19 protein-coding genes are annotated in these 20,672 nt (G+C 56.0%); 12 read left to right on the forward strand and 7 right to left on the reverse strand.

What is annotated here, in order from left to right; all coding sequences use genetic code 11:
- Positions 1-6 precede the first annotated feature (6 nt).
- A complete protein-coding gene (gene gpmI, locus Ga0123462_RS01640; RefSeq protein ID WP_232726510.1) occupies positions 7-1,635 on the forward strand; it encodes a 2,3-bisphosphoglycerate-independent phosphoglycerate mutase in 1,629 nt (542 codons plus the stop codon).
- Positions 1,636-1,750: 115 nt separating this feature from the next.
- Positions 1,751-2,446 carry a DUF4126 domain-containing protein gene (locus Ga0123462_RS01645; protein WP_100264699.1) on the forward strand — a complete coding sequence of 232 codons (696 nt, stop codon included), beginning with the start codon at positions 1,751-1,753 and terminating at the stop codon, positions 2,444-2,446.
- Between the two features lie 170 nt (positions 2,447-2,616).
- Here the strand turns inward: Ga0123462_RS01645 and Ga0123462_RS01650 are convergent, their stop codons facing one another.
- From Ga0123462_RS01650 to polA, 4 genes are all read right to left on the reverse strand, one after another.
- Positions 2,617-3,315: a histidine phosphatase family protein gene (locus Ga0123462_RS01650; RefSeq protein ID WP_100264700.1), complete on the reverse strand. Its 699-nt coding sequence runs from the start codon at positions 3,313-3,315 to the stop codon at positions 2,617-2,619.
- A gap of 87 nt (positions 3,316-3,402) precedes the next feature.
- Positions 3,403-3,732, reverse strand: coding sequence for a cupin domain-containing protein (locus Ga0123462_RS01655; RefSeq protein WP_100264701.1), 330 nt, complete (start codon positions 3,730-3,732; stop codon positions 3,403-3,405).
- Positions 3,733-3,735: 3 nt separating this feature from the next.
- A complete protein-coding gene (locus Ga0123462_RS01660; protein ID WP_100264702.1) occupies positions 3,736-4,371 on the reverse strand; it encodes a PDDEXK family nuclease in 636 nt (211 codons plus the stop codon).
- Between the two features lie 16 nt (positions 4,372-4,387).
- The gene (gene polA / locus Ga0123462_RS01665) at positions 4,388-7,162 is read right to left on the reverse strand and encodes a DNA polymerase I (protein ID WP_100264703.1); all 2,775 of its coding nucleotides are present in this window, start codon (positions 7,160-7,162) and stop codon (positions 4,388-4,390) included.
- Between the two features lie 150 nt (positions 7,163-7,312).
- On the opposite strand from polA, the gene metA reads away from it, so the two are divergent.
- Both metA and Ga0123462_RS01675 read left to right on the forward strand, forming a co-directional pair.
- Positions 7,313-8,353, forward strand: coding sequence for a homoserine O-succinyltransferase MetA (gene metA / locus Ga0123462_RS01670; RefSeq protein WP_100264704.1), 1,041 nt, complete (start codon positions 7,313-7,315; stop codon positions 8,351-8,353).
- 26 nt (positions 8,354-8,379) lie between these two features.
- The gene (locus Ga0123462_RS01675; RefSeq protein WP_100264705.1) at positions 8,380-9,654 is read left to right on the forward strand and encodes an O-acetylhomoserine aminocarboxypropyltransferase/cysteine synthase family protein; all 1,275 of its coding nucleotides are present in this window, start codon (positions 8,380-8,382) and stop codon (positions 9,652-9,654) included.
- Between the two features lie 55 nt (positions 9,655-9,709).
- On the opposite strand, the gene yaaA is transcribed toward Ga0123462_RS01675, so the two are convergent.
- Entirely contained in the window at positions 9,710-10,474 is a 765-nt protein-coding gene (gene yaaA, locus Ga0123462_RS01680; protein WP_100264706.1) for a peroxide stress protein YaaA, read from the reverse strand.
- A gap of 96 nt (positions 10,475-10,570) precedes the next feature.
- Here yaaA and ribD point away from each other — a divergent pair, with 96 nt between their 5' ends.
- The 8 genes from ribD to Ga0123462_RS01720 all read left to right on the forward strand — a co-directional run bounded on the left by ribD (position 10,571) and on the right by Ga0123462_RS01720 (position 19,480).
- On the forward strand, positions 10,571-11,665 hold the full coding sequence (ribD, locus tag Ga0123462_RS01685) for a bifunctional diaminohydroxyphosphoribosylaminopyrimidine deaminase/5-amino-6-(5-phosphoribosylamino)uracil reductase RibD (protein ID WP_100266431.1): 1,095 nt from the start codon (positions 10,571-10,573) through the stop codon (positions 11,663-11,665).
- A 63-nt stretch (positions 11,666-11,728) separates the two neighbouring features.
- Entirely contained in the window at positions 11,729-14,119 is a 2,391-nt protein-coding gene (locus tag Ga0123462_RS01690) for a DNA internalization-related competence protein ComEC/Rec2 (RefSeq protein WP_100264707.1), read from the forward strand.
- A 206-nt stretch (positions 14,120-14,325) separates the two neighbouring features.
- Entirely contained in the window at positions 14,326-14,934 is a 609-nt protein-coding gene (locus Ga0123462_RS01695; protein WP_100264708.1) for a MotA/TolQ/ExbB proton channel family protein, read from the forward strand.
- Positions 14,931-15,350: an ExbD/TolR family protein gene (locus Ga0123462_RS01700; RefSeq protein ID WP_100264709.1), complete on the forward strand. Its 420-nt coding sequence runs from the start codon at positions 14,931-14,933 to the stop codon at positions 15,348-15,350. Before Ga0123462_RS01695 ends, Ga0123462_RS01700 begins: the two co-directional genes overlap by 4 nt.
- On the forward strand, positions 15,350-16,576 hold the full coding sequence (locus tag Ga0123462_RS01705; protein ID WP_198507359.1) for an aspartate kinase: 1,227 nt from the start codon (positions 15,350-15,352) through the stop codon (positions 16,574-16,576). Before Ga0123462_RS01700 ends, Ga0123462_RS01705 begins: the two co-directional genes overlap by 1 nt.
- 61 nt (positions 16,577-16,637) lie before the next feature.
- Positions 16,638-16,820: a carbon storage regulator CsrA gene (gene csrA, locus Ga0123462_RS01710; RefSeq protein ID WP_100264711.1), complete on the forward strand. Its 183-nt coding sequence runs from the start codon at positions 16,638-16,640 to the stop codon at positions 16,818-16,820.
- A 264-nt stretch (positions 16,821-17,084) separates the two neighbouring features.
- On the forward strand, positions 17,085-18,794 hold the full coding sequence (locus Ga0123462_RS01715; protein ID WP_100264712.1) for a proline--tRNA ligase: 1,710 nt from the start codon (positions 17,085-17,087) through the stop codon (positions 18,792-18,794).
- 32 nt (positions 18,795-18,826) lie between these two features.
- Positions 18,827-19,480 carry a lytic transglycosylase domain-containing protein gene (locus Ga0123462_RS01720; RefSeq protein ID WP_232726512.1) on the forward strand — a complete coding sequence of 218 codons (654 nt, stop codon included), beginning with the start codon at positions 18,827-18,829 and terminating at the stop codon, positions 19,478-19,480.
- Here Ga0123462_RS01720 and Ga0123462_RS01725 read toward each other — a convergent pair.
- Both Ga0123462_RS01725 and rdgB read right to left on the reverse strand, forming a co-directional pair.
- Positions 19,477-20,094, reverse strand: a complete 618-nt coding sequence (locus Ga0123462_RS01725; protein ID WP_257790530.1) for a uracil-DNA glycosylase — start codon at positions 20,092-20,094, stop codon at positions 19,477-19,479. The genes Ga0123462_RS01720 and Ga0123462_RS01725 overlap by 4 nt on opposite strands.
- Entirely contained in the window at positions 20,087-20,671 is a 585-nt protein-coding gene (rdgB, locus tag Ga0123462_RS01730) for an RdgB/HAM1 family non-canonical purine NTP pyrophosphatase (RefSeq protein WP_100264714.1), read from the reverse strand. Before rdgB ends, Ga0123462_RS01725 begins: the two co-directional genes overlap by 8 nt.
- Position 20,672: the final 1 nt, after the last annotated feature.

Raw genomic sequence — 20,672 nt, forward strand, 5'->3', positions numbered from 1 at the left:
GTTGGTTTGAATAGTAACAGCGCAAAACCGGTACTGCTGATCGTTATGGACGGCTGGGGCATGGGCTCCGGCGGCCCCGAGGATGCAATTGCCCAATCCAGTACACCTGTCTTCGACCGCCTCTGGTCCAGCTGTGCACATACCACGCTGATGACGCACGGACCATTTGTCGGTCTGCCTGCCAAGAAGGATATGGGCGGCTCCGAGGTGGGACACCTGACCATGGGCGCCGGAGAGATACTCGATCAGGGCCCCACCCGTATCAATAAAGCCATTGCCGACGGCTCCTTTTTCGACTCCGAGGCTTTGAAGCAGGTGATGGCAACGGGCGATGAAGGGGGCACGATCCACTTGATCGGGCTGCTTTCCGACGGCAATATCCACTCTCATCTCGACCACTTCCAGTCACTGATCAACCACGCCTTCGAGCGCGGCATCAAGTCACTGCGTGTACATGCGCTGTTTGACGGGCGCGATGTCGGTATCCAGACCGCCCAGAAATTTGTCTGCGAACTGGAAGAGGATTTCACCTTTATCAACAGCCATGAGGGCTTCAACTACCACTTCGCCAGCGGCGGCGGCAGGGAGCGGATTGTCATGGACCGCGACCGCGACTGGGCCAAGGTTGAGGAGGGGTGGAACCTGATGGTACACGGCAAGGGTCGTCACCACTTCCCTTCCATGATGGCAGCCATCAACCATTTCCGAAGCGAAAAGCCCGACCTGATCGATCAGGACATGGAGGGGTTTGTCGTCGTCGACGAAGCAGATCACCCGGTTGGCGCCATGCAGGACGGCGATGCTGTGGTGATGGTTAATTTCCGCGGCGACCGCGCCATCGAGATCACTGAAGCGTTCGAGCTTGTCGACTTTGACGGTTTTGACCGCGGCAACCGCCCTGATGTTCTCTATGCCGGCATGATGGTTTACGACGAGGATCGCAACCTGCCAAAGTTGCAGCTGATGGGGCCGACCAAGGTCGATAACCCGTTCGGGCGGCGTATCCTCAACCTCGGCATCAAGCAGTTCCGCCTGACCGAAACGCAGAAATATCCGCACGTTACCTTCTTTTTCAATGGCGGTTACCGCCAGCCGCTCGATCCTGCAATGGAGGATTACATCCTGATCCCCTCGGACAAGAAGGTCTCCTTTGCCGATGCGCCTGCCATGAAGGCGAACGAGATTGCAGACAAGGCTGTTGAACTGATTGAGTCGGATCAGTACGGATTCGGGCTGATCAACTTTGCCAACGCCGACATGGTCGGACACTGCGGCATGATGGCGCCTGCCATCAAAGCGATTGAGACCGTCGATGCTGCGGTAGGGCGTATCGTCGATGCCCTTGAAAAAGCGGGTGGAAAAGCCCTGATCACGGCCGATCACGGCAATGCCGAGGAGATGCTGGTGTTTGCCAAGGACGGGGCGCAAGAGGCCTCTACCAAGCACTCGATCAATCCGGTGCCATGCATCCTGTTCGATCCGACTTATGACGGTTCCTACAATCTGCGCCAGCCGGATGATGAGCAGACCATCGAGACAAAGCCCGGGCTTGCGCATCTGGCTGCAACCCTGTTCGAGATGATGGGTCAGCAGGTTCCGGATGATATCTACCCCTCGCTAATTGTACGAAACTGAGAAGATGCCGGGGTAGAGATTCCCCCGGCTGTTTCAAATTAAACCGTTGCAGCAACTGCCGTTAACGATAATCATGGCTCTGTAACCGGAATTTGTTCCGGGCGAGGAGCGTGTTATGGAACAGCTTGATCAGATCGCTGCGGTTCTTGCACTGACCATGGGTGCTGCATGGGCCAGCGGCATCAATCTCTATGCAGCTATTCTGGTTCTGGGGCTGATGGGCTCAACCGGCAGTATCGATCTGCCGCCCGGACTGGAGATTCTCTCCGATCCGCTGGTGCTTTTTGCTGCCGGTGCGATGTATTTCGTTGAATTTTTCGCCGATAAGATACCGGGTGTCGATACGGGATGGGATCTCATGCACACCTTTGTACGCATTCCTGCCGGAGCCATGATGGCCGCCGGCGCGGTCGGTGAGGTTGATCCGGTTGTGGGCCTGGCGGCTGCCATTCTCGGTGGCGGGTTGGCGGCCACAACACACGCGGCCAAGGCGGGATCGCGCGCGCTGATCAACACCTCCCCCGAACCTTTTTCCAACTGGACCGCCTCGATCCTTGAGGATGTGGCGGTGGTGGCAGGGTTGTGGACGGCACTGAACCATCCGACCCTTTTCCTGGCCCTGATGCTGGCGTTTATCGTACTGATGATCTGGCTGCTGCCGAAGCTCTGGCGCGGTATCAAGCTGGTGTTCAGAAAGCTGCGTACCTTCTTCGGCGGCAAAGAGCCGGAACCGAAACCAGAGGCGATTGGGCCGATTCAACAGGCCGAATCAAACAGGGAAAGCGACACCCCTCAAGTCAGGGAGCCCTGACACCATCTTTTGAACTATTTGGTGAGTGCCCATTTCCGGCCTTCGGTTCAAGCGGTCGTTGAGGTTCATGAAGTAAGCCACTGGAACAGAAACACGGCGCCGGTGATCAGGCTAAGGCAGAGGATGCAGGCCAGCAGCAGCTTTAATGCCATGGTCTTATCCATGGCCGCTCAGTAGTTGCTGGCGATCAGGCTGAAACTACCATCTTCTTGTTCCTGCAGCTGGGTGATTCGCGCATTCCACAGCTGGTAGTTCCCTTCCGGATAGTAGCCCTGCAACATCTCGATCAGGCGGCCTCCGGAGTGGTAGTGGCCAACAACCAGAATGGTTTTGCCGCTGCCGCTGTAGTTTTTGAGCAGCCGCTCATAAGCCAGGGAGACCATCAGCAAGCCATCGCCATAGTTGCGCGCCTTGAATTCGCGGGAGTCTGTTTTTTCGGCAAAGGTGAAATAGGGCTGCATCCCAGGCTCCACTTCGATGTGGTCGTCCCTGCCGATACGCGTCGCCTTGTCTCCCCGCTCCTTTTGCCAGCAGCATTCGGCCAGTTCCGGCCAGATATCAGCCTTCAGGTTGTGCTTTTTCAGATAAGGAAAAATCGTGTTCATGGCCCTGTATTTGGGGCTGGTAACAATATGATCGAACTCGATCTCATCAAGTTTGGCTGTCAGTTCTGCAACCTGTCGTGCCCCCTCTTCGGAGAAGGTTCGATCATAGTAGTCGCCATGCTTGTGGGTGACGTTGCCAAGCGTTTCTCCGTGGCGGACGTAATAGATGTTCAGCGGCTTGAACTCTTCGGAACTGGCCGGCGTGACAAAGAAAGCACTCAGGGCAGTGGCAGTTGCTATCAGGATGCTTGCTATGCGTAACATCGCTTCTCCTCCATGTGTCGCAGATTTCAGTTATAAGATCATAGCCTGATTTGACGGCGGCTGCAAAAGGCGGCGTTTATTTTCCTCTCAGCGGAGGGGCTCTTTGGAGAAGATGGCGAGCCAGATGCTCTCGACATCGGGATCGGTCCAGCAGACACGGTGCCTGGTATGCGCAGGTATTAAGATGTGATCCCCCGCAGAGATGGTCAGCACCTTGTCCTCAAACTGCAGGCGGGCGGAGCCGTGAAGCAACAGTACCCACTCATCCTCATCCTGATCGTACCAGAATCCTTCATCCGACCGGTGCCCTCTCGATACGATACGCTCGATGCGGAGGTTGCTGTTGTGAACAAGCAGCTCACTCAACTCTTCCGGAAGATCGGCCGGGATGGTTGAGAGTATATTGCCCTGTTTCATCGGTTATTCGTTGTAGAGTTCTACGCCGGAGCAGTTGCCGGGATAACCCGGGCATACCCAGAACAGGACCCCTTTATGAGGGCCGCTGCTGGCGCGTTTAAGGCTCATTGGCGACTGGCATTTGCTGCAAACGTGGAAAGCCTGCATCGATATCGTGGCCAGCATCTCATCCGGTGACGGGGACGGCGTTTCAAGGTGTGGCGCCAGAAGTTCGCTGATCTCCAGGAAGGAATAGCTGCTTTTTCGCGGTAGCCGGTAGAGCGGAAGTTCTGCATCGGCAAGCGCCTTGTCGAGCACAGTTTCATCATGGTTTGTTGCAGATTTCAGCTGCACTACACAGGCAGGTTTACCGCTTTTTTTGCCGAACAGGACAAAATCCAGCCGCTGCCGGATATGTTCAGCGCCATCGAGAGCGAGTGCTGTCGGACTGACCTTGTTGCGGATATTGTACTCTCTGCCTGCTACCTGCTGCAGCGTCTGCAGGCAGCACTGCTCGACTATGCTCAGTTGAACCGGTGGTGGAGGCAGGGGTTGATCGCCGCGCGTTTTTTTTGTTTTGCCTCTGTTTATCACAACAAGCGTCAGCACCAGCGCAACAGCCAACGTTAGCAGCATGACGGTCCAGGTTTGTGCATTCATTGTATTCAATTATCTCCTAAAGCCTGTGCGCCTCAAACCAGCTGCTGCCGATACCAATATCGACAGTCAGTGGCACATGCAGTTTTACTGCCGACTCCATGGTTTCCCTGACGATGGCAGATACCGATTCAACCTGTTGATGCGGTGCTTCGACGACCAGTTCATCATGCACCTGCAGGGTGATGGCAGACTCGGGTGATTCGCTCTTGAGTCTGTGATGCAGGTCAATCATGGCCACCTTAATGATATCGGCTGCAGAGCCTTGCAGCGGTGCATTGATGGCGGTGCGCTCCGCATATGCCCTGCGCATGCCGTTCTTGCTGCTGATCTCAGGGAGCATGACGCGGTGTCCGAGTAGTGTTTCAATAAAGCCCTGCTGCCGCGCTTTCTCAAGGGTCTCATCCATAAAGCCGCGTACAGCTGGATAGCGATCGAAATAGGCGTTGATGAATTCAGCCGCCTCGCCGCGACCAACGCCCAGCTGTTTGGCCAGCCCGAAAGCACTCATGCCGTATAGAATGCCGAAGTTGATGATCTTGGCGCGCCTGCGCATCTCGCCGGTAACATCGGCCAGATCAATATCGTTGACCGCTGCTGCAGTGGCGGCATGGATATCTGCATTATGGGCAAAGGCACTGCAGAGTGCGGTGTCGCCTGAGAAGTGTGCCATCAACCGCAGCTCGATCTGAGAGTAGTCGGCAGCGATCAGGGTATTGCCGGGCTCAGCGACAAACGCCTTGCGAATCTCCCGTCCCTCGGCGCTTCGGATCGGGATATTCTGCAGGTTCGGATCGGTGGAGGAGAGGCGGCCGGTTGTGGTAATCGCCTGATTGAAAGAGGTGTGTACGCGACCGCTTGCGGGGTGGATCAGTTTCGGCAGTGCATCGGTATAGGTGGATTTGAGCTTGGAGAGCTGGCGCACCTCGAGAATAAGGCGTGGTACCTCATGCTCCTCTGCCAATCCCTCCAGCACCTCCTGACCTGTAGCCCACTGCCCCGACTTGGTCTTTTTTCCGCCGGGAATAGCCAGCTGCTCAAACAGTAGTGTGCCAAGCTGTTTCGGCGACTGGATATTGAACTCCTCGCCGGCTGCGGCATGGATGGCTGACTCAAGTTCACGGATGCGATCGCCAAAGCGGCTGGAGAGCTCAGCAAGTTTTTCCGCATCGATTCGGGTCCCTTTCCACTCCATGTCAGCCAGCACACGGGAGAGGGGAAGTTCGATCCCATCGTGCCGGCTCAAACGGTTTTCGGCCTCAAGTCTGTCGCGCAGCAGCCCCGTGAGCCTGAATGCAATCTCGGCATCTTCACAGGCGTAGGGCAGGGCCTGCTCAATAGAGACCTGGTCGAAGCAGATCTGTTTGGCTCCCTTGCCGGCCACCTCTTCATAGCTGATGCAGTTGTGCCCGAGATAATCCTCGGCTACGGCATCAAGCCTGGGCGGATATTTGGCGGGGTAGAGGCAGTAGGCGAGCAGCATCGAGTCGGCAGTGATGCCGGCCAGTTCAATGCCCGCACGGCGCAGTACCTGCGCATCGTATTTGAGGTTATGGCCGCATTTCGCCTTGCTCTTATCCTCGAGAATCGGTTTAAGCGCTGCCAGCACTTCGGGCAGCGGCAGCTGTTTCGGAGTGCTGGCCAGAAGATCAGCAGCGCGGTGGCCGACCGGAACATACCACGCCTCGGCTGCCCTGACGGCGAAAGAGAGACCGACCAGTTCGGCACTGTGGGTGGCGAGCGAGGTGGTTTCGGTATCCATGGCGATCAGTTCAGCCCCGTTCAGCGCGTTCAGCAGGTCGGAAAGTTTCGCACTGTCATCTACCAGGATATCCCGGCGCGGTGCGACAGGGGCGGTATTTTTTACATCTGCAGCTGCTGGCGATGGTTCTGCCGCATGTTTTTGGGTCATGGCAGCGCTTGTTGTTTGCGTAAGTTCAGCAGCCCCGTCCAGATCGGCCAGAAAGCGGCGGAACTCAAGGCGGGTGAAAAGCGCCTTGAGGTGCTCGCGGTCCATGCCGTCAACCGCAAGCTCTTCAAGTTTAAGGCCGACAGGTGCCTGCTCTTCGAGCGCAACCAGCCGGTAGGAGAGGCGGGCATCATCTGCGAACTCGATCAGGTTCTCACGTCGCTTGTTCTGCTTGATCTCCGGCGCACTTGACAGCACGCCTTCGAGATCGCCGTACGCTTCAAGCAGCTGCACAGCCGTTTTCGGGCCAATGCCGGGCACTCCCGGGATGTTATCTGCGGAGTCACCGGCCAGCGCCAGAAGATCCTGGATACGATCCGGGCCGACACCCCACTTCTCCTTCACTTCATCGATGCCGTAATCGATTCCCTTCATCGTATCGCGCATCCAGACATGATCACTGACGAGCTGCATCAGATCCTTGTCGGTGGAGACGATGGTGACATCCCACCCTTTCGCTTCCGCCTGTTTCGCGAGCGTGGCGATCACGTCATCGGCCTCATAGTTGTCGATGCAGATACGGTTGAGCCTGAAGGCGTCGGTGATATCGAGAATCCAGGGCCACTGAGCGGCCAGATCCTCAGGCATCGGTGGCCGGTGTGCCTTGTACTCCTTGTACATCTCGTTGCGGAAGGTGCCGCCCTTGGGATCGAAAGCGACTGCTACATGCGTCGGATTAAGATCCTTAAGCACGCTTTTCAGCATCTGCACGTAACCGAATACGGCGTTGGTCGGTTCACCCTTCGAGTTGGTGAGGTTATGGCGCACAGCATGAAAGGCGCGGAATACGTAGTTGGGACCGTCGATAAGTACTAAATGGGGCATAGCCATAGCCTGCCGATCAATCAGCTGCGGTCAATTTGTGTTTTCTACGCAGCAGCCATATCTGCCCGCTTTGCATTAACTGCGGAAATATCTATCCTCTCAGGTCGCTTTCGACTTTGGGTACGAAAGCAGGGGGAGGGGTTCGGATACATGCCTCTGGTTGAGCATACATCACTGCCTGCATTCGAAAAGCTGCGGCAGCGCGGCGAGAAAGTGCTGACGCTGAAACAGGCACTGCACCAGGATATTCGTGAACTGCACGTGGGGCTTTTGAACATGATGCCCGATGCGGCTCTGATTGCCACCGAGATCCAGTTTATGCGGTTGGTCGGCAGCTGTAACCAGATTGCCCAGTTTTTTGTTCACCCGTTTACGGTGGATGGCCTGGAACGCAGCAGTGAAACCCGGGAATATATCGACAATTACTACCAGAGTTTTGAAGAGATTAAGGCGATGGGGCTGGATGCACTGATTATTACCGGTGCCAATGTCACCAACCCGTCTCTGGATCAGGAGCCGTTCTGGGAGCCGCTCAGGGAGGTGATCAACTGGGCAGAAGAGAGTGTTACCTCCGTCCTCTGTTCGTGCCTTGCCACGCATGCGCTGGTCAAACTGCTCTACCATATCGATCGCAAGCCGATGGGGGGAAAGCTTTGGGGGGTCTATCCCCATCGTATCGTGCACGAGGAGCATCCGCTGCTGCGCGATATCAATACCCGTTTCGATGTGCCGCATTCGCGATTTAATGCCATCCATCGCGAGCCGATGGAGCGGGCAGGTCTCACCATTCTGATCGAGAGCGAGGTGGCCGGTGTGCATATGGCGGTAAGCCCCGACCAGTACAGTATCGTCTATTTTCAGGGGCACCCCGAATACGATACCAATAGCCTTCTTAAAGAGTACAAACGTGAGGTGCGCCGGTTTGTCGCGGGTGAGCGCAGCGATTATCCGCCGCTTCCTGAGCACTATTTCAACAGTGATGCGGCAGCGATCGCCGAGCGCCACCATCATGCTGTACTGAAGGCGCTGGCTAAAGATAAAGAGGTGCCAGCTTTTCCGGAGGCGCATCTTGAGCCGCTGCTGGATAACACCTGGCGAGATACGGCCAAGTCCATCGTCAATAACTGGCTGGGGCTGGTCTATGAACAAACCGATTTCGAGCGGCCGCGGCCGCAAAACCAATCCGCCTGATTCAGGCACATTGCAAGGAGATATTGATGAAAACAGAAACCATTGCCATTCACGAAGGATATGAGACCGATCCGACCACCAAATCGGTCGCCGTGCCGATCTACCAGACCGTGGCCTACGAGTTTGATAATGCCCAGCACGGTGCCGACCTCTTTAACCTTGCGGTGCCGGGCAATATCTATACCCGTATTATGAACCCTACCTCCGATGTGCTGGAGAAGCGTGTTGCCGCACTTGAAGGCGGCATTGCCGGTCTTGCGGTCAGCTCCGGCAGTGCTGCGATCACCTATGCGATTCAGACCATCGCACGGCAGGGCAATAATATTGTCACCGTGCCGATGCTCTACGGCGGCACCTACACCCTGTTTGCGCATATGCTGCCAAGTCAGGGCATCGATGTTCGATTCGCCGAGGATGATCGTCCCGAGAGTCTCGAAAAACTGATCGATGAAAACACCTCTGCGGTCTATTGCGAATCGATCGGCAATCCGGCCGGCAACATTGTTGATCTTGAAGGGATCTGCGCCATGGCCGATCGCCACGGCGTGCCGGTGATTGTGGACAATACCGTGGCACCGACACTGATCCGTCCGATCGATTATGGCGCATCGATCGTGGTCTATTCGCTGACCAAGTATATGGGTGGACACGGCAACTCGCTCGGCGGTCTGATTGTCGACTCCGGTAAATTCCCGTGGGCAGAACATGCTGATCGCTTCCCGATGCTGAATCAGCCCGAGCCTGCCTACCACGGCGTGGTCTATACCGAGGCGCTGGGCCCGGCAGCATTTATCGGTCGTGCCCGTACGGTGCCACTGCGCAATACCGGTTCAGCACTCAGCCCGTTTAACGCCTTTCTGATTCTGCAGGGGATCGAGACGATATCACTGCGCATGGAGCGCCACTGCGACAATGCCATGGCCGTGGCCAGGCATCTGCAGAAGCACCCTGCCGTGGAGTGGGTGCAGTATGCAGGGCTGGAAGACTCTCCCTATTATGCGTTGTCTCAGAAATATACCAATGGACGCCCCTCGGGCTTGCTCACCTTCGGCGTGAAAGGCGGCTTTGAAGCGGCGGAGAAGTTCTACGACGCACTCGCCATGTTCAAGCGGCTGGTGAATATCGGTGATGCCAAATCGCTGGCGGCACATCCGGCTTCAACCACGCATCGTCAGCTGACCGATGCGGAGCTGGCTTCTGCCGGCGTGACACCGGATATGATCCGCCTCTGTATCGGTATCGAGCATATCGACGACATCATCGCCGATATCGATCAGGCGCTGGAGGTGGCTTCAGCCTAAAGGCTTATGCCCTGATCGTTGCAACTGAGGCGCGGCATTTGCCGCGCCTCTTTCGTTAGCGGGTGAAGGTAAACTCGTCGGATGATGAGAGATCCGGATTGTATGTGTAACCAGCCAGGTCGAATGCCTTCATCTGCTCGGGATCATCCAGCCTGTTTTCAATGATAAATCGGCTCATATAGCCACGCGCCTTTTTGGCGTTAAAGCTGATGACGCGGTATGACCCCTTGCGCAGCTCCTTGAATACAGGGGTAATGATGCGCCCTTTGACTCTGGCCGTGTTGATCGAAGAGAAATATTCATTCGAGGCCAGGTTGATCAGGATGTCATCACCCTGATCTGCAAGTGACGCATTGATCGCATCGGTGATGATGTCGCCCCAGAACTGGTAGAGGTTGCGGCCGCGATCGGTGACAAGTCTGGTGCCCATCTCCAGGCGGTAGGGTTGCATCAGGTCAAGCGGGCGTAAGCTTCCATACAGCCCGGAGAGGATACGCAGGTGCTTCTGCATGAATGTAATCGCATCTCCATCCAGCGAAGGTGCATTGAGCCCCTGATAGACATCACCACTGAACGCAAATATCGCTTGCCTGGCGTTTTCAGGCGTGAACGGGGTGTGCCACTGCTGGAAACGCTGCATATTCAGGTCGGCGAGGTTCATCGAGAGCTTCATCAGATCGGCAATCTCGAAGCTGTCCTTCCAGCGCATCAGCTCGACCAGCTCGGCGGCATGCTCCAGATGCTCAGGCCGGGTGAAACCGGTAACGGGAACCGGGGAGTTAAAGTCGAGTTTTTTGGCGGGTGAGATGACGATCAGCATCGGGTAAGCCTAAGCGGCATGGTGAAATGTTGCACCCCCTCACAGATCGAGGCTTTTCGGCTTGATTTGGAAAATGGAAACGGCCATGCTCAACATATGTCACCGGACTCCTCACTGAATATTCACGACTCATTTATGCGCAGGGCCATCGAGCTTGCGCGGCGCGGTATCGGATCAACGCACCCCAATCCACGTGTCGGTGCGGTGGTCGTCAACAACGGCAAGGTTGTAGGGGAGGGGTGGCACGAGTATCCGGGTGGCCCGCACGGCGAGGCGGCGGCGATCAGCAGTGCAGGTGTCAGGGCAAAAGGGGCAACACTCTATGTGACCCTCGAGCCGTGCTCGGCTCACGGCAGGACACCACCCTGCACCGATGCCATTCGAGCTGCCGGTATTGCACGTGTGGTATACGCCTCATCCGACCCCAACCCTAAAATGGCCGGCGGTGGCAGGGTGTTGGCGGCGTCCCATATCGATGTGATCGGCGGTGTTATGAAGGAGGAGGCCGACCTTCTCAATCGCCCCTTCTTTCACTTTATTGAAACCGGGCGTCCCTATGTCACAGCCAAGGCGGCAATCTCGCTCGACGGCAAGCTTGCCACACACCGTCAGCATTCGCAGTGGATCAGCGGGCCGGAGTCTCGCCTGCATGCACACGGAGTGCGTGCGGAGGTGGATGCCATTGTGATCGGTGCAGGTACCCTCCATTACGACAACCCATCACTCACCGTGCGAGATGTTGAAGTGAGGGGGAGTGTGCCGATCCGGGTTGTACTCTGTTTCGAGACGCCGCCCTTTGCTGCAAACTGTAAGCTGCTCAGCTCCGATGCGCCGGTTCGCTTCTATGTGCGCAGCAGCAATGAGCACACGGAGAAGTGGCGCGCTGCAGGCGTGCAGATCGAGCAGCTCAATTCGCTTGATGCGATTCTCAGGCACCTTGCCGGTGACGGATACCTCCACCTTCTGCTTGAGGGGGGCGGCACACTGCTCGCCTCTTTCTTTGATGGGCGTTTTGCCGATGAGGTTTTACTCTATCAGGCGCCGATCCTGATCGGCGGACATGATGCGGTATCGTTATGGGGCGGCACCGGTGTCGAGAGCGTGGATCATGCCCTCCGGTTAAGCGATATCGAGCGCAGACAGCTGGGCAACGATCAGATGATTCGCGGTCAGGTTGTTTATCCCGTTTAAGCCCGGTTCCTTTTCATAACTGATTAGGCAGAGAAGAGTAAAACCGTCTATCCTCAAAACAGGATGGAGATAAGTACCTTTGATATTCGCAGAGTGCCGCTGCTGTGGCCGGTGCTGCTCTGGACGGTCGGCCTTCTGCTGGTGCGCAGCGATGCGGTTTCAATCTCAGTTGCAGCCACCCTCTTTCTTCTGATTGTTAGCGCACTGCTCTATCTCAGAAAATTTCAATTGGCAGTTGTTCTGCTGCTGGGGGTGGCCTGGGGCACGATCGATCTGCTGCAGGATGCATCTGATATGGCGGTGGATCAGACGTGGCTGAACAGTGATCTGCAGGTGACGGCCACGGTCGTCAAGGTGGAGCAGGGCGGTTCATCACTGCGCCTGCTGCTCTCTGATATTGAGCGAAGCGACGGAGAGTCCGTTGGCGGAAAGGCGCTTCTCTACCTCTACGGCAAAAGAGATCTGCTGCCCGATGCCGGGCAGCAGATTGCGGCGCTAGTCCGTTGGCGACAACCGCAGAACTACCGCAATCCCGGTGCTTTTGATTACAGATCCTGGTGTTTTGATCGCGCCATTGCTTTGATCGGCAGTGCAAAGGGCGATATCAGGGTGATCGATGATAGGGTCTCGCTGCTGGAGGTTGCCCGGGCGCGTATCCGTAGTGCGATTGCATTTGCCGGTGAGCGGGAGCAGGGGGTTCTGCATGCGCTGCTGTTGGGTGAGCGGAGCCGTGTTCAGGAGCCGGTAAGCCGGGTGTTTTCAGCAACGGGGACCGCCCACCTGCTGGCCATATCGGGCATGCATGTCGGTATGGCGGCAGCCTGGCTTTTCGCACTTTTGTGGTGGCTCTTAACCCGGCGCGAGGCCTGGATCGTGAAGCTGCCGGTACGCAACGTTGCCATGACCGGCGGCATGATCGGGGCGGTTGTCTACGCTGCGCTGGCCGGCTGGCCGCTGCCTGCGATCAGGGCAACACTGATGCTGGCGGCTGCAGTGGTGGCATGGCAGCTGACCTCAAAGCATGAGTCGTTCAATATCCTGCTTGCAGCCCTTGGGCTGATTCTTCTGTTCGACGCTTCGGCGATCACATCCATTTCGCTCTGGCTCTCCTTTGTGGCGACGGCAGCACTATTGTTATGGGGGAAACAGCCTGAGCGGAAGCAGTCACTCTCCTGGTCACAACGAATCGTGACTGGCTTGCGCATGCTGTTCTGGAGTTCGCTGCTGGCCATGCTGGCAACGCTGCCGATTGTCGTGACCACATTCGGGACACTTCCGCTCTACGGGCTGCCAGCCAACCTGTTGCTGGTTCCGCTCTACGGATTGATCGTACTGCCCTCTGCACTGCTGGGGGAGGTGGCGGCAGTAGCCGGAGCAGGCGTGGTAGCAGGAGCATTGATGCAGTTCAGTGGCACAATGGCGGGAGCGGGTATTGATCTGATCGAGGCGATTTCAATGCTTCCGGCAGGAACCATGTATGCCGTTCTGCCACCACTCTGGCTCTCCCTTCTTTATGTCGCAGGCATGGTTGCGGCTGGGGTTATCTGGTGGAAACAGAAAAAACGAGCTGCTTTACTGATGTTACTGCTGACCTTGGGCGGATATCTCGGCTTTATCCTGCAAGAGTCGGATGTGGATAGACCGATGTGGCTGGTCTGGGATGTCGGGCAGGGAGCCGCCTCCACCCTGCTTTTGCCCGGAGGAGAGGTTTTGAACATTGATGCGCCGGGATATGAAGGGAGTCGTTTCAATGGCGGTACGACTGTCGCCACCGGCCTGCGTGCAGTGGGTCAGTTGCATGCCGATGTGCTGATATTTACCCATGCACAGTCCGACCATCTTGGTGGCGCACTTTCACTTGCTGAAGGTCTTAATTGGATAGGGGAGATATGGTTGCCGGATGTACCTTCGGCACACGGGCACAGGAGTGTTCAGAGGCTTATTACAGCAGGATCGGCAGTAAGGTGGCTCTCTCGGGGCGATCGGGTTGCGGGCAGAGGCTACGTGGCTGAGGTGCTATGGCCTCCGAAAGATTATGCGCCGGCCAATCGCAACAACAGCTCGCTTGTTGTATTGATCAGGCTGAGCAACGGAATCAGAGCCCTGTTTCCAGGTGATATTGAGGCAGAAGTGGAGAGGCAGCTGCTGACCGGTGGCCTTGGCCCGGTTGATGTGATGCTCATGCCGCACCATGGCAGTCGCAGCTCCAGTACGACTGGGTTTGTGAAGCAGGTGCAGCCGGGCTTCGTTGTGGCACAGGCCGGCAGGAACAACCGTTACGGCTTTCCAGATTCCCGGGTGGTGGCGCGCTACCGGGAGAGTGGGGCCGTGTTCGTTAATACGGCGGACGGGGCCGTGCTGATGGAGCTTTCCGCATTACCAGCGCTGCAGCAGCGGGAACCCGGCATCTCAAGTCGTCGCGATATGGCACTGAAGTGGTGGCAGCCGTGGTGATTTGACGCCTCAATTGTCCTGATTCGAGAACTTTCAGCGGGGTGGGTGACTTCTGACCCTCCCGTCACCATAATTGCGCCCACTCTGTAATCTTCCCGGCCGTTAGATTTACAATTGCCAGCCTGGATTTATACATCGTGCATGCATTTGATGGACAGAAGAGAGTGTTGTTTTGCAGCTGATCTGGGCTGCGCATGGAGGCTTGAGTGATTGAATTTATCCAGCAGGGCGGCATGGTCATGTACATCCTGCTTGCGGCATCGATACTGTCGCTGACGATTATTTTTGAGCGTGGCTGGAGCCTGCGTCGTTCCGTCGTTATTCCACTGCAGGAGGTGAACCGGATTGAATCCGCTGTTCGTTCCGGTGATGTGAACTCTGCCATGCAGGTCTGCCAGGACCACAATACCGCCATGAGCCGTATTCTCTGGGTTGCACTTGCCAATCGCGGCGTAAGTCGCTCGGTAATGAAGGAGATTCTCGAGGAGTCCGGGCGCCAGGAGGTGGCGCATATGGACCGTTTCATCGGCGTGCTTGGTGTAATTGCCGCCATCGCACCGCTGCTCGGACTGCTCGGTACTGTGATCGGTATGATCGAGGTGTTCCAGCAGATTTCACTTGTGGGCGTAGGTAAGGCCGATGTGCTGGCCGGAGGTATCTCCAAGGCGCTGAACACTACTGCATTCGGCCTCTCCGTGGCGATTCCATCGCTGGTGGCTTACCGTTATTATGAATCCCGCGTGGACCGTTTTGTGCTTGAGATCGAGCAGCATGCGCTGCGCTTTGTTGAACTGCTGAAAGGTGAGCGCACGTGAAATTAAGGCAGAAAAAACGCGCCGACTACCTGGTGGATATTACGCCACTGGTGGATGTCGTGTTTCTGATGCTGATCTTTTTCATGGTGTCGACGAGTTTTAATCTCTCTTCAAGTCTCAAGCTGGATCTGCCAACCAGCAGGGCGACGGCCGCAGATCAGGAGTCCAAGCAGGTGACGATTGCGATCAACGCCAAAGGGAAGCTCTATGTTCAGGATGAGGAGGTTGAGGATGCGGATCTGCGCAAACGCATTCTTAACGTATCCAAGGGTGACCCGAGCTTCCGTGTGGTTCTCAGGGCTGATGCGGATGCGCGACATAAACGGGTCGTTTATGTGCTCGATACGCTGCGGGAGCTGGAAATGACTAAGATCGGTATTGCAACTGTTGCAGCCGATGATGTGGAGACACGCTGATGCGTATTGTACAGAAATATGGCGGTACCTCTGTAGGGACGCTTGAGCGGATCCGCAAGACCGCTGATATCGTTCAGGGTGAATTGGAACGGGGCAATCAGGTTGCTGTTGTTGTCTCAGCCATGAGCGGCGAGACCAACCGTCTGCTGGCTCTGGCCTTTGAAGTCAGTGATGCGCCAGCAACGCGAGAACTCGATGCCATGGTTGCAACCGGTGAACAGGTGAGCGCGGCACTGCTGGCTATGGAGTTGCAGACACGCGGCATCAAGGCCTACTCTTTTAACGGGGCACAGGCCGGTTTCAAAACTGATAGCAGCTTCGTGCGCGCCCGTATCACTGATGTGCAGAGCGATCATCTGATTGAACGCATGGAGCGCTTCGAGGTACCGGTGGTGACCGGTTTTCAGGGTATTGATGCATCGGGCAATATCACCACGCTTGGTCGTGGCGGTTCGGATACATCTGCCGTGGCGCTGGCGATTGCCGTGAAAGCGGATGTTTGCGATATCTATACAGACGTCGACGGTATCTATACCACCGACCCGCGTATTGTTTCCAGGGCGCAAAAGATGGATCAGATCTCCTTTGAGGAGATGCTCGAGTTCGCCTCCCTTGGTGCCAAGGTGCTTCAGACCCGTTCGGTCGAGCTGGCGATGCGTTACAATATGCCGATTCATCTGCGCTCCAGTTTTGATCTGGTGCCGGGAACAATGGTAACAACAGAGGATGAGAAGATGGAAAGAGCAGCAATTTCAGGCGTCGCCTACAATCGTGACGAGGCGAAGATCACCCTTAAGGAGATTCCCGATCATCCGGGTATTGCCAGTAGTGTATTCGGCCCGGTGGCTGAAGCCGGAATCAATGTCGATGTGATTGTCCAGAATGTCAGTGAAAAGGGGCACACCGATATTACCTTTACCGTTCCCAGAAGTGACTATGCCCAGACCATGAAGATCATGGCCGGGATCAGCAAAGACATCGGAGCCAGTGATCTCAAGGGCGATAATACGGTCGCCAAGGTGTCGGTCATTGGTGTTGGAATGCGCTCGCATGCCGGCGTTGCGCAGAAGATGTTCCAGGTTCTGGCCGCTGAAGGTGTGAATATTCAGATGATCACTACCAGTGAAATCAAGATCACCGTTGTGATTGACGAGAAATATGTCGAGCTGGCAGTGCGTGCGCTGCACGGTGCCTTCGGTCTGGACAGGGAACAGGCTGCAACCTGACCACTCTTCTACCTTGCGCTTTCACAGATTGTAGTCTATTAAGGTAAGCAGAGGAGAATCCATGCTTATTTTGACACGAAAAAAAGGCGAAGCTATTTCGATCGGGGACAACATTCAGATTCAGGTTTTGAACGTAAAGGGGGGTCAGGTGCGTATCGGCATCGAAGCACCCCGTGAAGTGAGGGTCAATCGCGAGGAACGGGTTGAAGGTTCTGCATCCCCGAATCTGGCGGCTTCTGTATAACATCATCACAACTTCAAGAGACATTTCTTGATGTGTTCGTTCGTATTCCGCAGTTCCGGACTCATGCCGTGGCGAATTTGCGGCCGCTAACGCGCTTGCATCGTTGCGTTCAAAGGAGGGGGGGGGCTGCAACCATTGCTTTGCTGAACCCTGCCTTTGGCGGATGGCAAATTATTTTAAGCCTCTGTTGCGCGTATAACCCCTCGCAATAAAATAGTTTAAAGGACTACCTGAACAGAGGATGCGCCGCTATCCTTACCGCCTATGCGCTATTCCAAATTTTTCGTACCCACTCTTAGAGATGATCCTGCTGATGCTGAGGTGATTTCACACAAGCTGCTGCTGCGAGCCGGCTTTATCCGCCGGGTTACATCGGGCGTCTATGATTACCTGCCGATCGGCCTGCGCGTGTTGCGCAAAATTGAAGCAGTTGTGCGTGATGAAATGGATCGTGCCGGAGCGCAGGAGCTGCTCATGCCAATGGTGCAGCCGGGAGAGTTGTGGGAAAAATCAGGGCGAATGGAGAAGTATGGTCCGGAACTTCTGAAGTTTCAGGATCGCCATGATCACCAGTCCTGTCTTGGTCCAACTCACGAAGAGGTGATTTGCGATCTGGTCAGCCGGGAGCTGCGATCCTATAAGCAGCTGCCAATGAATCTCTATCAGATTCAGGCCAAGTTCCGTGATGAGATAAGGCCACGCTTCGGCCTGATGCGGGGCCGGGAATTTATCATGAAGGATGCCTATTCATTCCACGCCGATGAAGCGTGTCTGGCAGCCGAATACCGCAATATGTTCAATGCCTACTGCAGCATTTTTTCCCGTCTGGGGCTGAAATTCAGGCCGGTTGAGGCTGATACCGGTTCGATTGGCGGCAATAATTCGCATGAATTCCATGTGCTGGCTGAATCTGGCGAAGACCTGATTGCGCATTGCGATGCCTGCGACTATGCGGCCAATGTCGAGAAAGCTGTATCCGGCCGAAACCTGCCGCAGGGTATTGTTGCGGACCTTGCCGAGGTACAAACGCCGGATGTCACATCGGCAGAAGATGTGGCGGCATTCCTCTCCATTGATGTGGGGCTGCTGGTGAAAACGCTTGTTTACCGGGCTGTAGGTGGGGAGGTCGACGGCGAGATCATTGCAGCGTGCGTACGCGGTGATGATCAACTGCAGGAGATTAAGCTGGCCCATGCCATCGGAGCCGATGGTGTGGAGATGGCAACCGATGCGGAAATTTCATCCATTGGTGGCGTTACCGGTTTTGTCGGCCCGAAAGGCTTGAAATGCAGATTGTTGCTGGATCGTACACTTGCAGGTGCAGTTGGCCTGGTTGCCGGTGCCAACCGCAAGGATCTCCATCTGACATGTCTTGATGTTGAACGCGATCTTGATTCTGTTGTGTTCGCTGATCTGCGCGAAACACGTGCCGGAGACCGTTGCGGCAGGTGCAGTGGCTCCATGCAGCTATCTCGCGGTATCGAAGTGGGCCATGTCTTTGAGCTGGGGACGCGATACTCCGAACCTATGGAGGTGCTTTTCCAGGACCAGGGTGGAAAACGCGCGACAGCTACAATGGGCTGTTACGGCATTGGTGTTTCGAGGCTGCTTGCGGCCATTGTTGAGCAGTGCTACGACGAATCGGGCATTGCATGGCCTGCCAATCTGGCACCCTTCAAGGTAGGCCTGATCACTATGGGCAAGTCGGAAGCGGTAAACGAGGCTTCCGAGGCGATCTATCGACAGCTTCTCGATGCGGGCGTTGAGGTGTTGTGGGATGAGCGCAATGAACGGCCGGGTGTGAAATTTAAGGATGCGGAGCTGATCGGGCTGCCGATACAGGTTGTGATTGGAGATCGTGGCCTTGCCGATGGCAATGCTGAAATCGGACTGCGTGGCGGCGACCGAAAATCGGTGCCGATTGCCGATGCGGTGGCCGAAACTCTGGATATGTTGCAGGGAGCAACTGGCTGAACGCCACTGAGCTGAGGCGCTTGCTGGGCGGGGTGTCTCCCAAGGCCCTGCTTGCCGGTGTGATGGTAGCAGGCTTCCTTGTCTCGCTGCCTATATGGATGGCTAGTACCCCTGAGGATAAACAGCACCTGTCTCAGAGTGCGGTGAAGAAGATGGTGGAGCAGAATGTTGATCTCCTTGATTTTGAGCCGGAAGAGAAAGAGGAGCTGCGCAGGATGTTACAGCCTGGGCCTGTTGATGATGTTCCCGATTTCGAACGCGATGTATGGGTAAAGGATATTGTGCAGACCATTTCACCGTGGGTCCCTGACGAGAAAGAGGCGGAAACCATTGCCCGCTGGGTTTATGTCTACAGCAAGCATTTCGACCTTTCACCGGAGCTGGTTCTGGGGGTCATTGCCGTGGAGTCTCGCTTCGACCATTTTGCAGTCAGTAACGTTGGTGCCATTGGCCTGATGCAGGTGATGCCGTTCTGGAAAAATGAGCTGGGAAGCCCCTCTGATAACCTGCTGGAGATCGAAACCAACCTGCGCTACGGCTGCGCAATCCTTCGCCACTATATCGATCGCTATAACCATCTCGATCGAGCACTGGCGGCCTATAACGGGTCACTTGGCAAGCAGAAGTATCCGAACAAAATCTATAAAAGCATGAAGAAGTTCAAAGCCACCGACTTCGGAATTTAAACGGCTTCCAGAACTACTTTTCTGAACATCTCCGCAGTCAGACGGCCGGTCTGAGTGTTGTATCTTGAGCAGTGGTAGGAATCAATAAGTGTCCGCCCATCGGGAAGGACGTGGCGGGCGCCGTGGGCGAAGTTGTGGCTGTTTAACTTCAGGCTGTATGCGCGCTGCACGGCATCATGCGCAACCCTGCCGAGGGCCAGCAGGTTGCACTCCCCCGGCAAGCTGGCGATTTCGCTTTGCAGGTAAGGAAGGCAGTTGCTTATCTCAGAGGATTTCGGCTTGTTCTGAGGCGGTAGGCATTTGACAGCATTGGTGATGCGAACGCCATGTAGCTGTAATTCATCATCCGCGTATTTTGATGCCGGAGCCGATGCAAGCCCGAGCTCGAACAGGGTCCGATAGAGCAGTTCACCGGATGTGTCGCCGGTGAAAGGGCGACCGGTTCGATTGGCGCCGTGCATGCCCGGTGCCAGCCCCACGATAAGCAGCCTGGGTTCTGCATCCCCAAAGGCCGGAACCGGCGCTGCATAATAGTCCGGATGTTCCTTTCTGATCTGTTTGAGGTGAGAGGCAAGTCGGGGACATGATCTGCACCCAGCATGAAATTCAGTCACGATGCCCCAATTGTTCGGCCAGAGCGCGAAGGGCCAGGCCGCGATGAGAAACCGAGGCCTTCTCCTCGGGCGTCGCTTCGGCAAAAGCCTTGCCGAGTGCCGGGCAGTAGAAGAGAGGGTCGTAGCCGAAACCACTACAGCCGCTGGCTTCCGAAAGGATATAGCCATCCACTTTCCCTTCGGCCGTTAAGGGCGTCCTGCCATCGGGAAAGGCAAGATGAAGGGCGCAGATGAACTGGGCAGCGCGATCGGAAACCCCTTCAAGATCATGCAGCAGTTTACTGTTGTTGTCGGCATCCGTTGCATCAGCCCCTGCAAAGCGGGCTGAATAGACACCGGGAGCGCCGTTCAGTGCATTGACACTGAGCCCTGAATCATCCGCCAGTGCAGGTCTGTTGTTGGCTTTGGCAAAGGCATCGGCCTTCTTTTTGGCATTACCGGAAAAGCTGCCTGCATCTTCAACCACATCGACAAACAACGTATCTTCAGCCGGAGTCAGACAGATGCCCAGCTTGCCGAGAATGGCTTCGATCTCATGCCGTTTCTTGCGGTTGTTGCTGGCAACGACAATTTCCATA

It is taken from the genome of Mariprofundus ferrinatatus (assembly GCF_002795825.1).
In the GTDB taxonomy this organism is placed as follows: domain Bacteria; phylum Pseudomonadota; class Zetaproteobacteria; order Mariprofundales; family Mariprofundaceae; genus Mariprofundus; species Mariprofundus ferrinatatus.